Consider the following 19,213-nt stretch of genomic DNA (forward strand, 5'->3'; position numbering starts at 1 on the left):
ATGAAAAAGCTCCCCCGGGCTCGAGGGAGCTTTCAGGGCTAGGCCGGGTTTAGCGGATGGCTCCGACCTCGCGCAGGTACTTTATGGCCCCTGGGTGGAAGGGGATCACGGTTTTCTGGTTGTACAGATCTACGGTGTTCTTGAGGGTGGTGTCGCGCGCGGCGGCAGTGGCCGTCACCAGGGTCTGCAGGTTGCCGAACACCGCTTTCATGATGGCAGCGGCCAGGTCGTCGGGCATGGAGGCCGGGCAGAGGAAGACGTTGCCGGTGAAGAGGGCGAAGACGTCGTCTTTGGTGCCATAGGCGCTCTTGGGCAGCCTGCCGGTGGTGATGATGCCGGGGAACTCCTTGAGCAGCAGTTGGGCAGTGGGGCCGGTGCGGGGCGAGTCCACCAGCTTGATCTGGTCACCTTTGCGGGCCAGGCTCTGGGCCAACTCGACCACGCTCGAGGTCGGCACACCCCCTACCCAGAAGTAGGCGTCAATGGTGCCCTCGGAAAGGGCCTTGGCCGACTCGGCAGCAGGCAGGCGCTCGCGCTTGGCAAACTCACGCGGATCCACCCCCGCCCCCTTGAGCACCAAGAGGGCCAGGTTCTCGGTGGAGGAGCCGGGCTGGCCGGTCGAGACCCGCTTGCCCCGCAGGTCGCCCACAAACCTGATGCCCGACTTTTCGGTGGTCACAATGTGAATAAGGCTCGGATACATGTAAAACATGATCCGCTGCATATCGGCCTTGCGCTGGGCAAAGCGGGGCTCCTCACCAGTGTAGGTGACCAGGGCCGAGTCGGTGGTGGCCAGGGCACAGTAGTAGGTGCGGGAGGCAGGATCGGTGCGGTCGCGCAGCAGCAACAGGTTGTCGTAAGAACCCCCGGTCTGCTGGGCGGTGGCGTCGGCCACCCCAGCCTCGCTCAGGATTTTGGCAACAGCCTGCCCGTAAAAAAAGAACACCCCACCGGTGCTACCCGTAGGGATGACCACCCTGGGGCGCTGCTGGGCTACGGCCCAGCCCGCCAGCAACGCCAAGGCGACGATGGTTAGTTTCCAAAACTTCATTCAAGAACCTCCTGAAACCGGCTCGGGAGCAAGCGCTGGGTCGCACCCAAACCCAGTACAGGCCGATGCGACCACGGGTTTTGCTTCCGGCTGTGGACAGTTTACATTGTGCGCCCAGCAAGTCAAGAGACACAGGCAACATCCGCTTTATGGGACGAATCACCGTCTGGCATCACCCCGGGAGGCATTGAAAAATATCCAGAGCGAAAACTGACCCACGGGTCAGTTTAGGAGTATGATGGGCGGGTGCTTGCATTAGCCTTGTTGCGTGACCCCAGATACCGTACCTACTGGATCGCACTGTTTCTCTCCCAACTGGGCACCTGGATGCAGGCCGCCACCCAGGGCTGGCTGGTGCTCGAGCTCACCAGCAGCGCCGAACGGCTGGGTCTGGTGGTGGCCTTGCAGTTTCTGCCCTCGCTGTTGTTCTCCATACCCGCGGGCGTGCTCTCCGACCGCTACAGCCGCCGCAACCTGCTTTTCATCACCCAGGGCGGCATGGCCCTGCTGGCCTTAAGCATGTTTGTGCTCATCGCCGGCGGCTGGGTGCGCTACGAGCACGTGCTGGTGTTTGCTTTCCTGTACGGCATGTTCAACGCCGCCGACCTACCGGTGCGGCAGGCCTTCACGGTGGAGCTGGCCGGCAAAGAGCGCTATCCGGGCGCGATTGCCCTCAACTCGTTCGGCTTCAACACCTCGAGGCTCGTGGGCCCGGCCCTGGCGGGGTTGCTGATTGCGGGTTTTGGCCTCTCCTGGAGTTATCTAGCCAATGCCCTCTCCTTTTTGCCGCTCATCGTAGTGTTGTTCGGTGCACCCAATCCCAAAGTAGAGGCCAAGCGCGATGGGGTCTTGCGGGAGGCCCTCGAGGGCATGCATTTTGTATGGGGGCATCCTTTGGTGCGGCAGGTGGTGGTGCTGGTAGGCCTGACCAGCCTCCTGGGTATGAACTTCCAGACCATCGTGCCAGCCTACGCACGGCTCGAGCTCAAGCTCGATGCCCAGGGCTTCGGCTTCCTGATGTCGGCGGTGGGGCTCGGCTCCATTGTGGCGGCCCTTATCCAGGCCCTGGCTTCCAGAGCCCGCCCCCTGCGGGCTGTGCTGGGCAGCGGCTTGCTGGGCCTGGCCCTGATGGGCCTGGCCCTGCCGCTCCCCCCGGCCTGGGTGGCCTTTATTTTCGGCCTGGCGGGTCTGGGCATGATCACCACCCTGATCAACTCCAACACCACCGTGCAGCTCCTGGCCCCCGACCGCATCCGGGGCCGGGTGATGTCGGTCTACTCGATGGTTTTGTTGGGCTCCGGCCCGCTGGGAGCCTACATTTCAGGGCTGCTGATCGACACCCTGGGGGCCCGCTTTGGCGTGGCTGTTATGGGTCTGCTTACCCTCTCGGCAGCCCTCTGGATGTCCCGCTTTCCCTGGCCCAAAACCCTGGCCCACACACCCCCACCCACAGCCGAGCCTTCGGTTCCGCCCCCACAGGTTGCCTCGGACTGACCTGGTGCGGGTATCCTGTGCAAGGTGGAGATGCTACCGGCCCTCGAGGCCCGCTACCAGATGCACCTGACCCCCTTGGCCGGGGGCGCCGAGGCCCGCACCTTCGCCGGGGATGGGCTGGTGTTCAAGGTGTACCCCCCCACCTCCCAGCCCGGCGGCATCTACGCCGCGCGGCTCGAGGCGCTCAACATGACCAAGGCCGGGCTGGGTGACTGGGTGGTGGAGACCTACAACCTGAACCAATACGGCATCCTGGTCACCCGACGCTATCCAGGGGCCAACTTCACCCCCGAGCGTTTCCACCAGGCCGCCCTGGAGGAGCTGGCCCGGTTTTTCGTGCGTCTCCATGCCATCCCAGAACCCGGGGTGGTCAGCCGCACCCGCCTGCAAGACCGCCTCCAGCAGTTTGGCAGCACCCTGCACGACCTGCCCCAGGCCCGGCAGTTGGTCGGCTGGCTTTGGGCGCATATCGAAGAAGTGGCCGGAACCCCCCAGGCCTTCTGCCACCGCGACCCCCACGCCGGCAACATTCTCCTCAAGCACCCCGAGGCCCAGGGGGTGCCGGAGGCCCTGGTGGTGGACTGGATACGCGCCCAGCCCGACGACCCCGCCCGCGATCTGGCTATTCTGACCACCGGAACCCTGGTGATGCTGGGGGAGGCGCAGGCCCTGGCCGCCTTGCGGTATATGGTGTCGTGCTACCCCCAGCCCCAGGCCCTGTGGCGCCGTCTGCGCTTCTGGGTTCCGCTCACCTACCTCCACGACATGCACTGGTTCCGCACCAAAGAGCCCAACGGCTTCGAGGCCGCGGTTGCCGACAAGCTGCCCAAAGCCCTGCGGTTCTACCAGGAGTTCAGCCCAGAGCTGGCCTGATATGATTTGCCCCCACCCTCACCGCGGTGTTACGATTCACTGAGCATGAAACTGACCGTGGTAGACCACCCCCTGGTACAGCACAAGCTGGCCATCATTCGCGATAAGAACACCGGTAACAAAGAGTTCCGCGAACTCATGGAAGAGGTCACCATGCTCATGGCCTACGAGGCCATGCGCGACCTCGAGCTCGACCCGGTCACCATCGAAACCCCCCTCACCACCATGACCGCCCATATGCTTTCAGGTAAAAAACTGGCTGTGGTGGCCATTTTGCGGGCCGGCCTCATTATGGTGGATGGCATTCTCAAGCTGGTTCCCGCGGCCAAAGTGGGCCACATCGGCCTCTACCGCGATCCCAACACCTTGCAGCCGGTGGAATACTACTGCAAGCTACCCTCCGACATTGCCGAGCGGCGGGTCTTCCTCACCGACCCCATGCTGGCCACCGCAGGCAGCGCCGTGCACGCCCTTTCAATCCTGAAAGCCAAAGGAGCCCACCACATCAAACTGATGAGCATCATCGCTGCCCCGGAGGGGATCAAGCGGGTACAGGAGGCCCATCCCGACGTCGAGATTGTGGTTGCCGCCGTAGACAGCCACCTCAACGACCACGGCTACATCGTGCCTGGCCTGGGCGACGCCGGCGACCGAATTTACGGAACCAAGTAAAGCAGTTACATTCCTCACCCATTCGCGGTAGGCTGGGTCAATTGGGATGATCGAGTTTCTGAAATCCATTGGCATTGCCAACCCAAGCGGTTCGGGCTGGCTAATCGTGATTTTTACCTTTGTGGTGGCCTGGGTGGTCACCTGGCGGTTCATGCCCAGGGTGCGGCAGTTTGCCCTCAAGGTGGGCTGGGCCGACCAGCCCAATGCCCGTCGCCTGAACAAAGAACCCCTACCCAACGCGGGCGGTCTGGCTATCTTTTCAGGTGTGGTCGCTGCTTTGATTGTAGCCACCACCTTACGCCCCATACTGATTCAGGAAGTACAGGTTCAGGTACTGGCTATTTTGCTGGGTGGGGCCATCCTGGTGCTGGTGGGCTTTGTGGATGACCAGTTCGGCCTGCCACCACTGTTTAGGCTTTTGGTGCAATTGCTCGCCGCTTTACTGCTGGTCGCAGTGGATATCCGCTTTCACGCCGCTTTCGGCACTGCGCTCGACCCCTTCTGGGGCGTGATGCTAACAGTGGTATGGGTCATCGGCGTCACCAACGCAGTTAATCTGATGGACGGCATAGACGGGCTGGCTGGCGGCATCGCCTTTATTACCGCTATGAGCCTGCTGGCAGTATCAGCCCAGAACCCCCAGTGGGCTGCGGCCACACTGGTGCTGGCTGCACTCGCAGGGGCCGCGCTGGGCTTTTTGCGGCACAACTTCTATCCCTCTAAGATCATCATGGGCGATGCCGGAGCTTACTTCTTCGGCTACGTCCTGGCTGCCACGGCCCTGCTGGGCAGTCTCAAAGTTACCACGGTATTCTCGCTGGTTCCCACCGCGCTTTTTTTGCTGCTGCCCATCCTGGATACCACCCAGGTCTTTGTTCGCCGACTGCTCAGACAGCAAAACCCTCTATCCACCCCAGGCAAGGACCATATCCATCACCGACTGCTGGCCCAGGGCTTCTCACAGCGCCGCACCACTGTCACCTTGTGGGTGGTGACCCTGCTGTGCAATCTGATTGCCATGCAGGTGCAGGGGGTCAGCCCGCTGGTTATCGGGGTCACCGCCGCAGGGACTACCTCCCTGCTGGGGTTTACCGTTTGGCGTAGGCTCAGGGCCGTCTGGAAAGAAGCCAGGCCTGCGCCAATTAACCCTGGCCAGGTGCCCTAAAGCAGGCCCTGGCTATGCCCGCACCAGAGCAGCTCGAGCCCGGTCGGCCATCTGGTAGAGCTTCTCTTTGGTTAGGGGAAACTTGCCCTCGAGCACCAACCCCTGGCCTTCTTCCCAGTGGGCGTGGTAGTGCACGTGCCCGCCCGGCACCCGGAAGGCCACGTGCTTGAGCTTGGCATGGCGGGGCGAGACCGAGGCGAAAAAGAAGGGTTCCCCTCGTTCGTCCGACAACGAAACCGCCATCATGGTGGTGGGTAGTTGGTAGGGGCGCTCCATGCGGTAGATGAAGTCGGGGAAGTCGGATTCCTTGCTGAACTGCACGCCTTTTTCGGCAGCGTATTCCTTCATCCACTCGATAACCTGCACCCAGGCCCGGTAGAGCATTTCCTCGTGTTTGTGGTCGTGCGCAGCACTCATGGCCCTTAGTTTAGCGGTTTGGGGGCATAAAGTCTAAAAAACACCGGCATTTTCTTACAGCCCAGCTCCAGAGTCAGGTCACACAAAGCCCGGAGGGCTGTACTAGGATAGGGCTCAGATGCGGCTCGAAGACCTCCCCCCACTCCCCGAAACGCCGGGCGTGTACCTTTGGAAAACCGGTGAGCGCATCGTTTATGTGGGCAAAGCCAAAAACCTAAAGGCCCGCGTGACCAGCTATTTCCACGCCGAGGGTAAGGGCCTGCGCATCTGCCAGGAGGCCACCCAGCTCGACTTTATCGTGGTGCGCGACGAGGTGGAGGCGCTTTTGCTCGAGGCCAACCTCATCAAGCACCACCGCCCCCACTACAACGTCCTGATGAAGGACGATAAGCACTACCCCTTCCTCAAGCTCACCCAGGAGGAGTGGCCCATGCTGATGGTGGTGCGCCGGGTGCAGGACGACGGGGCCCGCTACTGGGGGCCCTTCCCCGATGCGTCGGCGGTGCGGCGGATCAAGCGCCTGGTGGATCGCTTCTTCCCCTTACGCAAAAACTCCGGCTTCCCCTTCAAGAAAAGGCGCTACCCCTGCCTGAACCACGCCATGGGCCGCTGCCTGGCGCCCTGTGTGGGCCAGGCCGACCCAGCGCAGTATCAAATGACCGTGCGGCAGGTGGAAAACCTGCTGGACGGCAAAATTGAGGTCCTCTACGAGAGCCTCGAGCAGCAGATGCGCCAGGCGGCCAGAAACCAGGACTTCGAACGGGCTGCAGAAATCCGCGACCAGATCAGTGCGGTGCGCAGCTTTTTTGGTACCAGCCAGCAAGCCTACGACCCCGAGCTGGGCGACCTGGACTTCCTGGGCTTTGCCCGGGCGGGCGACTACGCCCTGATCCAGCACTACCAGGTGCGCGGGGGCCAGATGCTGGGGCGCATCAGCCGCTTTGTGGAGGGGGTTAAGGAGGCCAGCGACGCCGAGTTGCTGGAAGCCTTCCTGCGCGACTACTACCTCGAGGCCACCCCCCTGCCGCCGCTGGTGCTGCTCCCCTTCGAGCTGGAAGCTCAGGAGGCTTTCTCGGCATTCCTGAGCTCCAAAGGGCGCAAAGTGGAGGTGCGCGTCCCCCAGCGCGGCGAAAAAACCCGCCTGATCGAGCTAGCCCAGCACAACGCCCAGACTGCCTTGCAGACCGAACTCAAGCTGATGGAGCGCAAGGGCGACCACCCCGGCCTCAAGGGGCTGATGGAGGTGCTGGGGCTCACCCGCCGCCCCTATCGCATCGAGGGCTACGACATTTCCAACCTGTTGGGCGAAAGCGTGGTGGGTTCCATCACGGTCTTTGAAGGGGGCCGCCCCAAGAAAGCCGAGTACCGCCGCATCAAAATTAGGGGCCTGAAGGGCCAGCCCGACGACTTTTTCTCGATGGAGCAGACCATCCTCCGGCGCTTCACCGGCAGCCTGGCCGAACAGATGCCCATCCCTGACCTGATTCTGATTGACGGTGGGCTGGGCCAGGTGCGGGCCGCGCAAAAAGCCCTGCAGCAGGCCGGGCTGGAGATTCCGCTGGTGGGGCTGGCCAAGCGTGAAGAAACCCTGGTCTTGCCCGACGGAAAAACCATCGCCCTGCCCCTGAATCATCCTGCGCTGCAACTGCTCATCTACCAGCGCGACGAGACCCACCGCAACGGCCTCGAGTTCCACCGCAAGCTGCGCAACCAGAAAGCCCTCAAGAGCATCTTCGACGATATTAAGGGCATCGGCCCGGCCCGTAAGCTGGCCCTGATGAACCACTTCTCGACCCTGGAAGAGCTCAAAGCCATGAGCGTGGAGGAGCTGGCCAAACTGCCGGGCTTCGATAAGCGCAGCGCCCAGGCCGTGCTAAAGGCGCTGAGCAATCTGCCGATGGAAACCAAGGTATGATTAGTAGGGCTATGACAGAACTGAGCATCAAAAACAGGTTTGATTCAGAAGCATACGTGGTTATCTATCCTGGTGACTGCACAGAGTTACTCAAACAAATCCCAGATGCCAGTATCTCTTTGGTGATCACCTCGCCACCCTACAACATTGGAAAGCCCTACGAAAGCCGTAAAGCCTTGGATGCTTATCTGGCCTGGCAAGAGGGCGTTGTCAAGGAATCTGTCCGCGTGCTCAAGCCAACCGGCAGTCTGGTGTGGCAGGTTGGGAATTACGTGGATAACGGTGAAATCCTCCCGCTTGATATGCTTCTTTTCCCTATCTTTACCAATTTGGGATTAAAGCTTCGCAATCGCATTGTATGGGCGTTTGAGCATGGGCTTCATGCAAAGCGCCGTTTTTCCGGGCGCTACGAGGTGGCTTTGTGGTTCACCAAAACTGACGAGTACACCTTTAATCTGGACAGTGTACGGGTTCCGCAGAAATATCCCAACAAAAAACATTTCAAGGGCCCCAAAAAGGGTGAGCTTTCAGGCAACCCCTTGGGCAAAAATCCCGGTGACGTGTGGGTATTTCCCAATGTTAAGGCCAATCACGTAGAAAAAACCGGCCACCCTGCGCAGTACCCCGTGGAGCTGGTGGAGCGTTTTGTCCTAGCCTTAACAGAAGAGGACGACTGGGTTTTGGATCCGTTCGGTGGATCGGGAACCACCCTCATTGCTGCTTTGATGCACAGAAGGCGGGGGGCTATGGCCGAGATAATCCCCGATTATGTTGAAATTGCTCAGCAACGCCTTCGCGAAGCCTGGGAAGGCCGTCTGCGGGTGAGGCCCATGGAGCGCGAAGTATATGACCCTTCCGGTAAAGGCGCTTACATTCCCCCTCGTGCCGTTGACCTACAAGCCATCTGGAACCCTCCCTTACTGGTAGAACCCAAATGAGAATCGTCTATGAGTACTCCCATTTAGGCGGTCGAGAGATTCTCCAGGTGCGTTTTCCAACAGTGCTGGAAGAAATCTATGCCGTTATCAAAGAAGTAAGTGCTGTTCGGGGCAAAAAAAGTAAAGAAAAAACCAAACTGGGTAAAGAACTCTACGCACCCAAAATCATAAACCAACGCCTGAAGGAGGCCTTCCACAAGCGAGGTTTTCACGAACTCAGGGACTACTACGACATTCGGCTGCCAGGCCAGGAGGAGCCGGTGGTTCGCGGAGCCTACAAGCAGATAGATTTCTTCAAAGAACGGGTTCTCGTCGAGGCTCAGTTTGGGAAATACGCATTTATGTTCTACGACATGGCTAAGTTTCAGTACTTCTTCAACGAAACCAGGGCCGATGTGGGGGTCGAAATTGTACCGGCTTATGCGCTGCACAAGGAAATGTCCTCGGGCGTGGCTTACGGTGAGCAGCTCATCTACGATATCGAGCGGCTAAAACGACACTTTCCCGCCGTGCCCGTTCACATCATTCTGATTGATGCGGGCTGATTTATTGTCATAGGCGCGCCTCTTTCACAACAAAGCCAGTAGCGGTAGGCTTACCCCTATGGAAACCGTGCGTGTGGCCCTGATGGGGGGCGGAACAGTCGGGAGCGCTTTTGCACAGCTTTTGCCCGCGCACCAAGCCCGCTTTAGTGCGCTGGGCGTCAAGGTCGAGCTGGCTCGAGTGCTGGTGCGCGATATAGAGAAAAGCCGCCCTGGCATTCCCTCGAGGCTCCTGACCAACAACCCCAAAGGTTTTCTTGACGATGTGGACGTGCTGGTGGAGGTGGCCGGGGGCACCACCACCGCCGGCGACCTGGTCTTGCAGGCCCTGGAGATGGGCCTGCCGGTGGTCACGGCCAACAAAGCCCTGCTGGCCGAGCGCTGGGACGAGCTGCGCGAATACGCCGAGCAGGGCGACCTGCATTACGAGGCCAGCGTGATGGCCGGAACACCCATCATCGGGGCCTTGCAAAGCCTGTGGGGCAACCAGACCCTGGAGATGCACGGCATTGTCAACGGCACCTGCAGCTACCTCATCCGGCGCATGGAAGAAGGCGCTAGCTACGAACAGGCCTTCAAGGAAGCGGGCGACCTGGGCTACCTCGAGGCCGACCCCAACCTGGACGTGGGCGGCATTGACTCAGCCCACAAGATTTGCGTGCTGGGGCGGCTCACGGTAGACCCTGGGCTCTCCTGGGAAAAGGTCTTGCGGCGCACTCGAGGCATCCAGCACCTCACCCCGGAGCTGCTCCGGCAAGCCCGGGCCGAAGGCTACGCCATCAAGCTGGTGGCCAGCCTCTACCCCGAAAACGGCGAATGGGTGGCGGCGGTACGCCCGGTGCGCCTGCCCGCGTCGCACCCGCTGGTCACCATGGGCAGTGGGCGCAACGCCATGGTCTACCGGGGCGAGCCGGTCGGGCAGTTGGTCTTTGCCGGGGCCGGGGCCGGCGGGGGTGTGACGGCCAGCGCCGTGCTGGGTGACCTGTACCGGGTTCTGCTCGGTACGCCCGGCCACCTGCCCATTCCCAGCGCGACCCCCCTACCCCAGCAAGCCGTGGAGCAGCTCGAGGAGGTGTGAGGCCTTGGTTGGTGTTTGATCACCGGAGCTACCCATGCACACCCGTATGTTCGTAAAAGAGGTTTTGTGCGAAAGCCAGGAAATACATGCCCCATTCACCCAGGCCCAAACCCCCCAGGGGCGGTTGAGCGGTTCGAAGGAGCATAGGGCTTTATCATAAATACCCATCATGGTTCGCTACCACAGCACCCGCGATCCCCATAAAAAACTGGTAACTTTCGAGGAAGCCTTGCTCAAAGGGCTGGCCCCCGATGGGGGGCTGTACATCCCCGACCGCATTCCCCACATTGCACCGGAGGCCTGGTTGGGCGCCCGCTCCCTTGCCGAGGTGGGCGTGGCGGTTCTGGGAGAATGGCTCAAGGGGGATATTCCTGTCTCCGACCTGGAAGCCATCGTCCACGATGCCCTGAACTTCCCCTGTCCGCTGGTAAAGCTATCGGACGACCTGTACGTCCTCGAGCTCTTCCACGGCCCCACCCTTTCCTTCAAAGATTTTGGGGCCCGCACCATGGCCCGCCTGATGCAGTATTTTCTGCGCAAGCGCGGTGAGCGCCGCATCATCCTGGTAGCCACCTCGGGCGACACCGGCAGCGCCGTGGCCGATGGCTTTGCCGGGCAGGAAAACATCGAGGTGGTCTTGCTCTACCCTAAAGGCAAGGTAAGCGAGGTGCAGGAGCGCCAGCTCATCACCCAGCGCCCGGGCGTACGCAGCTTCGCGGTGGAGGGCACCTTCGACGACTGCCAGCGCATGGTCAAGGAGGCCTTCGTAGACCCCGAACTGGCCCACCTACCCCTGAGCAGCGCTAACTCCATCAACATTGGGCGCCTGCTCCCCCAGGCCCTCTACTACCTGTGGGCCGTCGCACAGCTTCACCGCCACACCCAGATCACAGAGGTGAATTTCTGCGTCCCCAGCGGCAACCTGGGCAACCTGATGGCCGGCCTCCTGGCCGCGCTGATGGGGCAGCCTGTCCACCGCTTCATCGCTGCCCATAACGACAACCACTTCTTCCCCGACTTTCTGCAAGGCAAGGCCGAAGCCTACCAGTTCCACCCCACCATCGCCACCCTCTCTAATGCCATGGACGTGGGCGCCCCCAGCAACTTTGAGCGCCTGTACACCCTGCTAGGGGCAGAAAAGCTGCGGGCCTGGATCTGGGGTACTACGGTGACGAATGAGGCCACCCTCGAGCGCATGCAAAAAACCCACGAGACCTACAGCTACGTGGCCTGTCCGCACACTGCCGTCGGCCTGGAGGCCCAGGCCCGCTACCGCCAGCAGACTGCCGACCCCACCCCCATTATCAGCCTGGCCTGCGCCCATCCAGCCAAGTTTCCCGATGTGGTGCTGAAAGCCCTGGGCCAGGAACCCCCCCGCGAGCCAGCGCTGCAAGCGCTCTACAGCCGCCCCACCCAGGTGCAGGCCATCGGCCCAACCCTACAGGCCCTCAAAACCTTCCTGCTTTAGGGGGTGGGGCCCGCTTCGTTAAACGGCCCGTTACGGGCACGTTGTGCCAGTCATAACCGCCACAATCGCCCTTAACGAAGCCACGCAATCTGCAACCAAAGCAAGCCAGCGCCGATAACGGCCCGATTACGGCCGAATACGTACCCTTTTCATCAAACAGCCGTATATGCAACCCAGGGGATTGGTATGAAAAAACTCAAGGCCTGCCGCTCGTGTGGTTCAGGTGAGCTGATGAATTTTTTAAGCCTGGGAAGAATTCCACTCTCGAGCATCCTGAGCAGCGACCAACTGACCACCCCCGAAGAACGCGGCAGCCTCGAGGTCGCCTTTTGTCGGCGTTGCAGCCTGGTGCAGCTTGCCGGCGACACCCTCGAGAGCCCCCGGCCGGCTCCCCTACCCTGGGCGGAAGGCTTGCTCGAAGGGCTTCCAAACAGTCACCGGATCGGCCCACGAACGGTGGTGGTAGCCCTTGAAGGCAGCCATCCAGCCCTGTTGCATCAGTTCGTGGAGGAAGGGGCCAGCGTGCTTTACCTCGAGCCCCATCCCGGGCAGGCCCGGGCTGCCTCCGGCAAAGGTATCCACATCCGCGAGGAGGCCTTCAATCGCAGCTACGCTAAAGCCCTGCTCGACGAAGGTATCCAGGCGGAGGTAATCCTGGCCAACCAGCTACCCGCCCACAGCAGCGACCTTAACGGCTTGATCGAAGGTCTGGCCGCCCTGCTCGATCCGGGGGGCGTGGCCGTGCTGGAACTGTCCTACGTGCGCGCGCTGCTCGAGGCCCGGCAGTTTGGGCATTTTGCACACCACCGGCTCCACTACTTCTCGGTACATGCCCTCCACCAGCTCGCCAGCCGCCACGGCTTGCGGCTTCTGGCGCTCGAAGAGCTAGCCGCAGGCTACCTGCGATATTTCCTGGGCAAAAACCAACCAACCGAAACCCTGGTAGACCGGTACCTGGAAAAAGAACAGCAGCTTGGTCTGACCGATTCAACCTATTACCTGGAGTTTGCCTCTCACGTCGCTGCGGTACGCGAAGCCCTGGTCGCCCTGCTCACCGAGTTGCGCGCGCGCGGCCAAAGGGTGGCGGCTTTTGGAGCCAACTCCTACTGCATGACCCTGCTCAACTACGTGGGACTGGGTCGTGAGGTTATCGATTTTGTAGTTGATGAGGATACGAGCACGCACGGGCGCTTTCTGGCCGGGGTGCATATCCCCATCCACGCAGCAAAAAAGCTGCTGGAAGCCCGGCCTGACTATCTGCTGCTGGGCTACCTACCCGACGAGCTCCCCGCGGCGCTCGAGGCCTATCTTCAAGGGGGCGGCAGGCTCGTGGTGGCCGCCCCCTACCCCAACATTCTGAAATCCCTCATTATGCAGCCTGACCGATAAACCGCAGGCTCCGTACCACCCCGAGAACCTGGGCGCGGATGGGGTCTGGGAACCTCGTTCCCAGGCTTTTCATTCGGCAGTACCGCTCACTTTGACAAGCCTAAACGATGCTACCGATGTGCATGGCGGTGAAGGGTTCAAGCAAAACAATACCAGTCGTTCGTAAGCAGGCCTGGTTTAAAAGGAGGATCCCCGGCTGGCAACCGGGGAGCTACATGAAGCGTCTGGCAGATTTATCATAACATATGACGCATTTTTAATCAACATACCGCAAGTTACTGTGACTAATGTGAATATTGTTCACATAAAAACGGTCATATGTCACGTATTTAGTTTACACTTTGCATTACACGCTATGCGCCTCTCCAGCCTTCAAATGCTTCCTGGAAGCGCGCCTCAAGCATCGGCTGAACGCCTGTAACAAACCGCTGGTATCGCTCAAGCAGTTCCAACGCCTCTGCCGTGAGGGCGCTGCCCCCACCCCCTTCACCGCCCGAGAAGCGCTCGAGCAAAGCAAACCCCAAGCCGGTCTCCGCTTGCCTAAGGCGATCCCATGCCGTGCGGTAGCTTAGCCCAACCGCTTTGGCCCCAGCCTTGAGGCTGCCTTGCTCAGCCACCGCCTGCAGTAATCGTAAGGTGCCCGGGCCCAGCATAAAGCTACCCGAATCGGACTCAAGCCAGAATTTCATCCTGAGCCGCATGGCCTAAGCCTACACGAGGGCGGGGTAATCCGCAGCCTTTCGTTATCTGCCTGCGTTATCACATCGTTTCGTACCAGAATGCCCTGGGTATGCAAGTAACGTCGGAAATTGCTTGTGGTTAAGGGCAGTGTTCCCCAGGCTTCACGTAGGTGTTATGGGCAGTTAGATACAGTTTAGATAGCCGCGTGGTCTGCAAATGAAAAGCCTCAAGTCTTCGCTCCACCAGATTCAAGACCGCTTTACAAAAGACGTGTTGTATGGCGAAGTGGTCGGTAGCGCCAGCGACTGCGGGGTCATCCGGCTGGGGGTAGATGCCGAGGCCAGAATCTCGGTGGAGTCGGGCGCTCTGCGCTTCGCACCACTGGACACCCCTGGCTGGGGCCGGCAGGGCATCGCCTACGGGCCTTTCGTGCGGCAGGCTGGCCTGGCCTTTGGGGTTTTCATGCTCAACGGGCACAACAACTCCCAAACCTTCCCCCAGCACGCCGGGACTCCACATCGCTCCTCCAGAGGACGGCCCTGCCCCAACCTCAAAAGCCCCTTCAAGACGCATTTTTCATCGACGCTGCTGCAAGAGAATCTGGCGGTGGGCTGGTTTGACCACCCCGTACCCATACAGCCCCTCGAGACCGGCCAGGCCTTCGTGATGCAAGGCCATCCCACCGCCAACGGCAGGCTATGTGCGGCCACGGTACAAGGACTGCATCACCTGCTTTTGGACATACCAAACATTCCCATCTATTTTCTCTCGGTGCTCCGCGAGAAAGGGGTCATCTTTTACGCCGGTTCCATCACGGGTAACCGACACCTACCCGCACTACCCAGGCTACGCCCGCTGGCTATAGACCCCTACGATCTGGGCCCGTCAGCGCTGTACGCTGGAATTTACCAGTCCATCCTGGGAGAAAATGGGGCGCAGGCCGATACCCGGGTGTATGGGGTGCGGGTGGTGCACGTGCCCGAATGGCAGGGGTACGGCACGGCCCTAATTGTAGACCCACAGCCCCAGCTTGGGCGCAAGGCCGCCCTGGGAGGGGTCTGGCAGCTAGAAGGGCCGGGCAGGCTGCTAGATCCCAAGGAACCGGGGGGGCTGTTCCATGTACGGCTTACAGCACCGGCCAGTCTCATCTGGCGCTACCGTGACCCGGATCACTACCTGGCCCTCGAGCTAAGCCCTCAGGAGGTTCGGCTGCACCTGCGGTATGGGGGCAAGCTGTATGTGCTGGCCAGAGAACCCCACCCCTACCCCACCCAGGATCCCCACTGGGTGCAGGTGCTGGATGACGGTCAGGCCCTGAACATCACCCTGGACGGCAGCCCGCTCTTCAGTGAAAAACCTGTGCTCGAGCCCCGTCTAGGCCAGGAAACCGGGGTTGGTTTGAAAGGACAGGCCGCCGACCTCGAGGTGCACCCCAGAGAAATAACGCTGCCCCCCACACTGGAGCTGGGCCAGCCATGGCAGGCAAAAGGCCAGCAAACCGTCTTTGCACCCTACCTCAACCAGGCTGCCGAAAACCTATTGATCACCTGGGAGCCCACCATGGGGCCCGGCACCTTGATGCCCGCCGAGGGCGGCCTAACCATCGAAGCTGCGGGCCTCGAGCGCACCGTCTACACCATCCCCTGGAATCACCCCAACTTTGCCGACCTGGAATGCGAAATTCTGCCCCCCGAAAAAAATAGAAAACGGCAAGCGCAGAGCCGGGCTGGGGTCTGCTTCTGGCAGGACGCCCAGCACCACCTGCTGGTGGCCTTGTCCCTCGACGAAACCGAACAAGCGGTGGTGGGGCTGCTGCGCTTTGCCGGCTACGAAGATCCCCACAGCAAAGTCTGGACGCAGGTGACCGGCAGGCTCTATTACGGCGTGCCCGTAAGACTTCGGGTGGTCTGCGACGGGGGGCAGTTTCAGGTCTACCTCGACGATGAACCCGTGCTGTATCGGGCCCTTCGCGACATCTACCCAGGTGCCGACCGCTTGCAGATTCGACGGGTAGGACTGGCCCTGAGCGGCTACGGCGAAGATACCGGCAGTATCTTTCGCACCTGGATTGCACGAAAATAAAGATTCAACCACAATCGGGGCCGAACGAAGCTCCAGCGTAAGCTTACGCTGGAGCCCTTTCTGTCAAAAATCAACCGATGCCTTCGGCTACTTCTATGCGCAGCAAGGCGCGCACATGCTCGAAATGGTTGACGATGGTGGCCACCGAAGAACCGGCAAACAGCAGCCCGAGGGCCAGGTTACCGCGTTCACTTAGCACCAGCGAACCCGAGTCGCCCGGCGCCGAGATATTGGTGGTCACGATCTGGTCAATAAACCGCGCGACCCGTCCGGCGCCGTAGTTGACGTCCACCGTAGCCCCCAGCACCGTAATGCGGCCGGTGGTCAGGTTGGTGGTACGGCCGGTCTTCTTGACCCGCTGCCCCACCAAGGTCTTGGAACGGGGCTGCCAGCCCTGCACGTAGCCATTCCAGTAAATCTCCCGGTCAAGGTCGTGGAACTGTCCCTCGGCAATGGCTGCATCGACCAGGTTGCGATGCAGGCCCCGTGGCACCGGGGGCTCGAAGGTGATGGGAACAAAGCGGCTCAGGCGGGCGATGAGATCCGCCGGTAGACCCCCCCCATCGAAGACCCCTGGCTGCAGGATTGGGTCGCCCGGCCTGGCATCGTTGGAGTTGGCCAGCACATGGTTGTTGCTGAGAATGTAAAAGCGCGGTGGAATACCCAGGCCGTGCGCGGGCGGGCTCACGCTAGCCCCGGGCAGAAAATCGTACGCCGCCGTGGCCATCGTACCGGCAGTAATCTTAAAGTGGCCCACGCTATAGCCGCCCTCCACAGGCCGTACGCGCCGGGTCAGGGTCTGTATACCGGGTTCTTCGGCGTTCCCTGCGAACACCTCCCCAATAGCCAGCACATCGGTCTGCATATCCCCCAGCTTGGCTGGAATCAGATCAGCCCGGCTGAGCTGGCTGCGCTCGAGTTTTTGGCTGACCAGCACCACCAAAGCCGGCTCACCGGTCGGCTCGCCGTTCTTCCACTTGACACCCACCCCCATCCCACGCACGTTCGAACGCATGGCCTCGGGCGCCAGAAAATCGTCCTGTACAGCCAGCTTAGCCTTCTCCGCTTCGGCCTGGGCGCTGGCCGAAAGCATGGCTTTGGCTTCATTAATCGCCATACCTACCCCCTACATTTAGGTAGTACTCGGTAAATTCAAGATGCCAATAATCCAGACCTAAAGCCGATGACCCTGAACCAGGACGCCCTACTTGTGAGCCTCGAGCGCGCCTGCTTCGCGCACCCGCACCGGCACCCCCTCGAGGTAACTGGGCACCCGCTCGTGTGGTTGCAAAGCCTCGAGCGGCAGCTTGCGGCTTACCAGCACCACCACCACCTCCCGGCCCTGCTCCTGCCCCCACCCCACCCCCACCACGTTGGGTAGGGCCATCAGGCCAGGGGTGTGCCGCTCGAGCAGCGCTTGTAGGGCTTCCTTGGTCATACACCCTCCATTTCTCCCGGTGTGCTTTCGCGAGCAAGCCACCAAAGAGGCAATTCGGTGCTACCGGCTTACACCGTGCACCTATGCTAAACGCCCTGTCGTTACGTAGGCGTTACAAAACCCCCTTTTGGTCTTAATACAAGACACCTCAACCGCACACGCCTGCACCTGCACGGTATATCGAGACGCGGGCCCAGCGCGTCTGGTATCGAGGTCAACAGCAACCGAATGGACTGGGCGGTCTCCTGGAACTACAGAATGGAGGCGATGCGCTCGAGGGCCTTGCGGATATTCTCCTCGCTGGTGGCGTAGCTGAAGCGCACATGGTGCGGTGCGGCGAAGTCGGTGCCTGGCACGACCGCCACCCGGGCCTCATCCAGCAGCTTGAGGGCTGCCCTGTTCTCGTCGGGGTCGATTTTGGAGACATCCGAGAGAACATAAAAAGCCCCGCTCACCTTGGGGGTGGGCAAGCCCAGCGCGTTCAGGCCGTCCACAATGATGCCGCGGCGGGCCCGGTAGGCTTCACGGGCCATAGAGATGAACTTTTGCGCTTCCTCCACGTTGTTCAGGGCCTCCACCATGGCCCACTGGGCGATGGTGTCGGGGCTGGTGGTGGACTGGCTGGAGACATCAATGATGCCCTTGATGACGTCTTTGGGGCCTCCGGCGTAGCCGATGCGCCAGCCGGTCATGGCGTAGGCTTTGGCCGCACCGTTGACGGTGATGGTGCGGTCGGGGGCCACGTGGGCAGGCGAGAAGTGTTCGCCCTCGTAGATGAGGTGCTCGTAAATTTCGTCGGAGACGATGTAGCAATCGTACTTATTGGCTAGCTCGGCAATGGCCACCAGCACCTCTTTGGGGTACACCGCCCCGGTGGGGTTGCCGGGGGAATTAACTACGATGGCCTTGGTACGGGGCGTTATCCTGCGCTCAATTTCGGCGGGGTCGGGAATAAAGCCCGATTCGGGGCCGGTATTGACCTCCACCGGCACCCCTTCAGCGAAGCGAACCATCTCGGGGTAGCTCACCCAGTAAGGGCCAATTACAATCACTTCGTCGCCGGGGTCGAGGATGGCCTGGAACAGGTTGAACAGGGCCTGTTTACCACCCACGGTCACCACGGTCTGGTCGGGGGGAATCTCGAGGCCGTTTTCCCGTTTGAACTTGGCGCTGATGGCCTCGCGCAGCTCAGGGATGCCCGCCGGTGGGGCGTACTTGGTTTTGCCAGCGGCCATGGCCCGGGCGGCGGCGTCTTTGATGAATTGCGGGGTATCGAAGTCGGGCTCGCCCGCGGTCATGGCGATCAGGTCTACACCCTGGCGGCGCAGCTCGAGGGCCTTGGCATTGACCGCCACGGTGGAGGACGGCTTCATGGTTTTGACGCGCTTGGAGAGGCCTCGCATATCCGTAGATTGTCTCGAGTTTGAGGCCCCAGGTCAAGGGCAGCTAGAGCCGCTCGAGCCAGCCCATCGCCCGCCCCGGAGGCTTCACCGGCCAAGCACCCCGCCGCATGTGCTCCTCAACCTGCTGCGCTGCGCGCAGGGCCTGCTCCACCCATTCAGCCGGGTAGAGCGGGGCTTTGGCTGCGAACTCCTCGAGGTCGAAGGTCTGGCAGGTGTGGTCGGCCTTGCACTTGACATCTATTTCCAGGTCGTACTGCCAGATGCGATCGGGCTCGAAGCGCGGGGGCGTCTGGATGTTCCAGTAGTACTCGAGCACCCTTCCCTCCGCGTCCAGGTCGGGGCCGCCCGAGTACCAGCGGCCTACAAAAAACGCGACGTAGGCCTGGTGGTTCACCCGCAGCACCCGCCGCTTGCTCTCGTGGTGGAACTCAAAACCCAGCGGCATGTGCACAAGCAGCCCTTCTTCGCGCTGTTCACACACCCGGGCCTCCCACCAATAGTGCAGGGTGTGGGCCGGGTATTTCCAGAACTCGATGCGCACAACCTGTCCCGTCGGGTAGCGGATCATTTGGTATCCCCAGAGGTCATCCTAGCAGGCCATCAATAT

Annotated in this window: 18 protein-coding genes; 11 read left to right on the forward strand and 7 right to left on the reverse strand. The window is 61.2% G+C overall.

The features are described 5' to 3' along the window. Positions 1 to 49 precede the first annotated feature (49 nt). Complete coding sequence (locus MRUB_RS12045; RefSeq protein ID WP_013014640.1) at positions 50 to 1,051, reverse strand: TAXI family TRAP transporter solute-binding subunit; 1,002 nt, start codon at positions 1,049 to 1,051, stop codon at positions 50 to 52. A 246-nt stretch (positions 1,052 to 1,297) separates the two neighbouring features. Between MRUB_RS12045 and MRUB_RS12050 the strand changes: the two genes are divergently transcribed. From MRUB_RS12050 to MRUB_RS12065, 4 genes are read left to right on the forward strand one after another with little or no spacing between them, the layout of a single operon-like run. Then, the gene (locus MRUB_RS12050) at positions 1,298 to 2,545 is read left to right on the forward strand and encodes an MFS transporter (RefSeq protein WP_013014641.1); all 1,248 of its coding nucleotides are present in this window, start codon (positions 1,298 to 1,300) and stop codon (positions 2,543 to 2,545) included. 30 nt (positions 2,546 to 2,575) lie between these two features. Next, positions 2,576 to 3,418, forward strand: coding sequence for a phosphotransferase family protein (locus MRUB_RS12055; RefSeq protein ID WP_013014642.1), 843 nt, complete (start codon positions 2,576 to 2,578; stop codon positions 3,416 to 3,418). A 45-nt stretch (positions 3,419 to 3,463) separates the two neighbouring features. After that, entirely contained in the window at positions 3,464 to 4,090 is a 627-nt protein-coding gene (gene upp, locus MRUB_RS12060; RefSeq protein ID WP_013014643.1) for a uracil phosphoribosyltransferase, read from the forward strand. Between the two features lie 46 nt (positions 4,091 to 4,136). Further along, entirely contained in the window at positions 4,137 to 5,255 is a 1,119-nt protein-coding gene (locus tag MRUB_RS12065) for an MraY family glycosyltransferase (RefSeq protein ID WP_013014644.1), read from the forward strand. A gap of 12 nt (positions 5,256 to 5,267) precedes the next feature. Here the strand turns inward: MRUB_RS12065 and MRUB_RS12070 are convergent, their stop codons facing one another. Then, entirely contained in the window at positions 5,268 to 5,672 is a 405-nt protein-coding gene (locus tag MRUB_RS12070) for an NADH-quinone oxidoreductase subunit 15 (RefSeq protein WP_013014645.1), read from the reverse strand. A 118-nt stretch (positions 5,673 to 5,790) separates the two neighbouring features. Between MRUB_RS12070 and uvrC the strand changes: the two genes are divergently transcribed. From uvrC to MRUB_RS12100, 6 genes are all read left to right on the forward strand, one after another. Continuing rightward, positions 5,791 to 7,587: an excinuclease ABC subunit UvrC gene (gene uvrC / locus MRUB_RS12075; protein ID WP_013014646.1), complete on the forward strand. Its 1,797-nt coding sequence runs from the start codon at positions 5,791 to 5,793 to the stop codon at positions 7,585 to 7,587. 11 nt (positions 7,588 to 7,598) lie between these two features. Beyond that, positions 7,599 to 8,525: a DNA-methyltransferase gene (locus MRUB_RS12080; protein ID WP_015586750.1), complete on the forward strand. Its 927-nt coding sequence runs from the start codon at positions 7,599 to 7,601 to the stop codon at positions 8,523 to 8,525. Beyond that, positions 8,522 to 9,070: a BglII/BstYI family type II restriction endonuclease gene (locus MRUB_RS12085; RefSeq protein WP_013014648.1), complete on the forward strand. Its 549-nt coding sequence runs from the start codon at positions 8,522 to 8,524 to the stop codon at positions 9,068 to 9,070. The genes MRUB_RS12080 and MRUB_RS12085 overlap by 4 nt, the downstream gene beginning before the upstream one ends. A 58-nt stretch (positions 9,071 to 9,128) precedes the next feature. Then, complete coding sequence (locus MRUB_RS12090; protein WP_013014649.1) at positions 9,129 to 10,145, forward strand: homoserine dehydrogenase; 1,017 nt, start codon at positions 9,129 to 9,131, stop codon at positions 10,143 to 10,145. Between the two features lie 169 nt (positions 10,146 to 10,314). Then, a complete protein-coding gene (thrC, locus tag MRUB_RS12095; protein WP_013014651.1) occupies positions 10,315 to 11,613 on the forward strand; it encodes a threonine synthase in 1,299 nt (432 codons plus the stop codon). A gap of 186 nt (positions 11,614 to 11,799) precedes the next feature. Then, complete coding sequence (locus tag MRUB_RS12100; protein ID WP_013014652.1) at positions 11,800 to 13,002, forward strand: methyltransferase C-terminal domain-containing protein; 1,203 nt, start codon at positions 11,800 to 11,802, stop codon at positions 13,000 to 13,002. A gap of 353 nt (positions 13,003 to 13,355) precedes the next feature. On the opposite strand, the gene MRUB_RS12105 is transcribed toward MRUB_RS12100, so the two are convergent. Continuing rightward, a complete protein-coding gene (locus tag MRUB_RS12105; protein WP_013014653.1) occupies positions 13,356 to 13,703 on the reverse strand; it encodes a winged helix-turn-helix domain-containing protein in 348 nt (115 codons plus the stop codon). Between the two features lie 196 nt (positions 13,704 to 13,899). Between MRUB_RS12105 and MRUB_RS12110 the strand changes: the two genes are divergently transcribed. Beyond that, a complete protein-coding gene (locus MRUB_RS12110) occupies positions 13,900 to 15,765 on the forward strand; it encodes a hypothetical protein (protein WP_013014654.1) in 1,866 nt (621 codons plus the stop codon). A gap of 70 nt (positions 15,766 to 15,835) precedes the next feature. Here the strand turns inward: MRUB_RS12110 and MRUB_RS12115 are convergent, their stop codons facing one another. The 4 genes from MRUB_RS12115 to MRUB_RS12130 form a co-directional block, all read right to left on the reverse strand. Next, positions 15,836 to 16,882 carry a chymotrypsin family serine protease gene (locus MRUB_RS12115; protein ID WP_013014655.1) on the reverse strand — a complete coding sequence of 349 codons (1,047 nt, stop codon included), beginning with the start codon at positions 16,880 to 16,882 and terminating at the stop codon, positions 15,836 to 15,838. Positions 16,883 to 16,969: 87 nt separating this feature from the next. After that, positions 16,970 to 17,203, reverse strand: coding sequence for a hypothetical protein (locus MRUB_RS12120; protein WP_013014656.1), 234 nt, complete (start codon positions 17,201 to 17,203; stop codon positions 16,970 to 16,972). A gap of 251 nt (positions 17,204 to 17,454) precedes the next feature. Continuing rightward, a complete protein-coding gene (locus MRUB_RS12125) occupies positions 17,455 to 18,606 on the reverse strand; it encodes a pyridoxal phosphate-dependent aminotransferase (protein WP_013014657.1) in 1,152 nt (383 codons plus the stop codon). Positions 18,607 to 18,649: 43 nt separating this feature from the next. After that, the gene (locus MRUB_RS12130) at positions 18,650 to 19,174 is read right to left on the reverse strand and encodes a ribonuclease FAU-1 family protein (protein WP_013014658.1); all 525 of its coding nucleotides are present in this window, start codon (positions 19,172 to 19,174) and stop codon (positions 18,650 to 18,652) included. Between the last annotated feature and the right edge of the window lie 39 nt (positions 19,175 to 19,213).

Source organism: Meiothermus ruber DSM 1279 (genome assembly GCF_000024425.1).
Lineage (GTDB): Bacteria > Deinococcota > Deinococci > Deinococcales > Thermaceae > Meiothermus > Meiothermus ruber.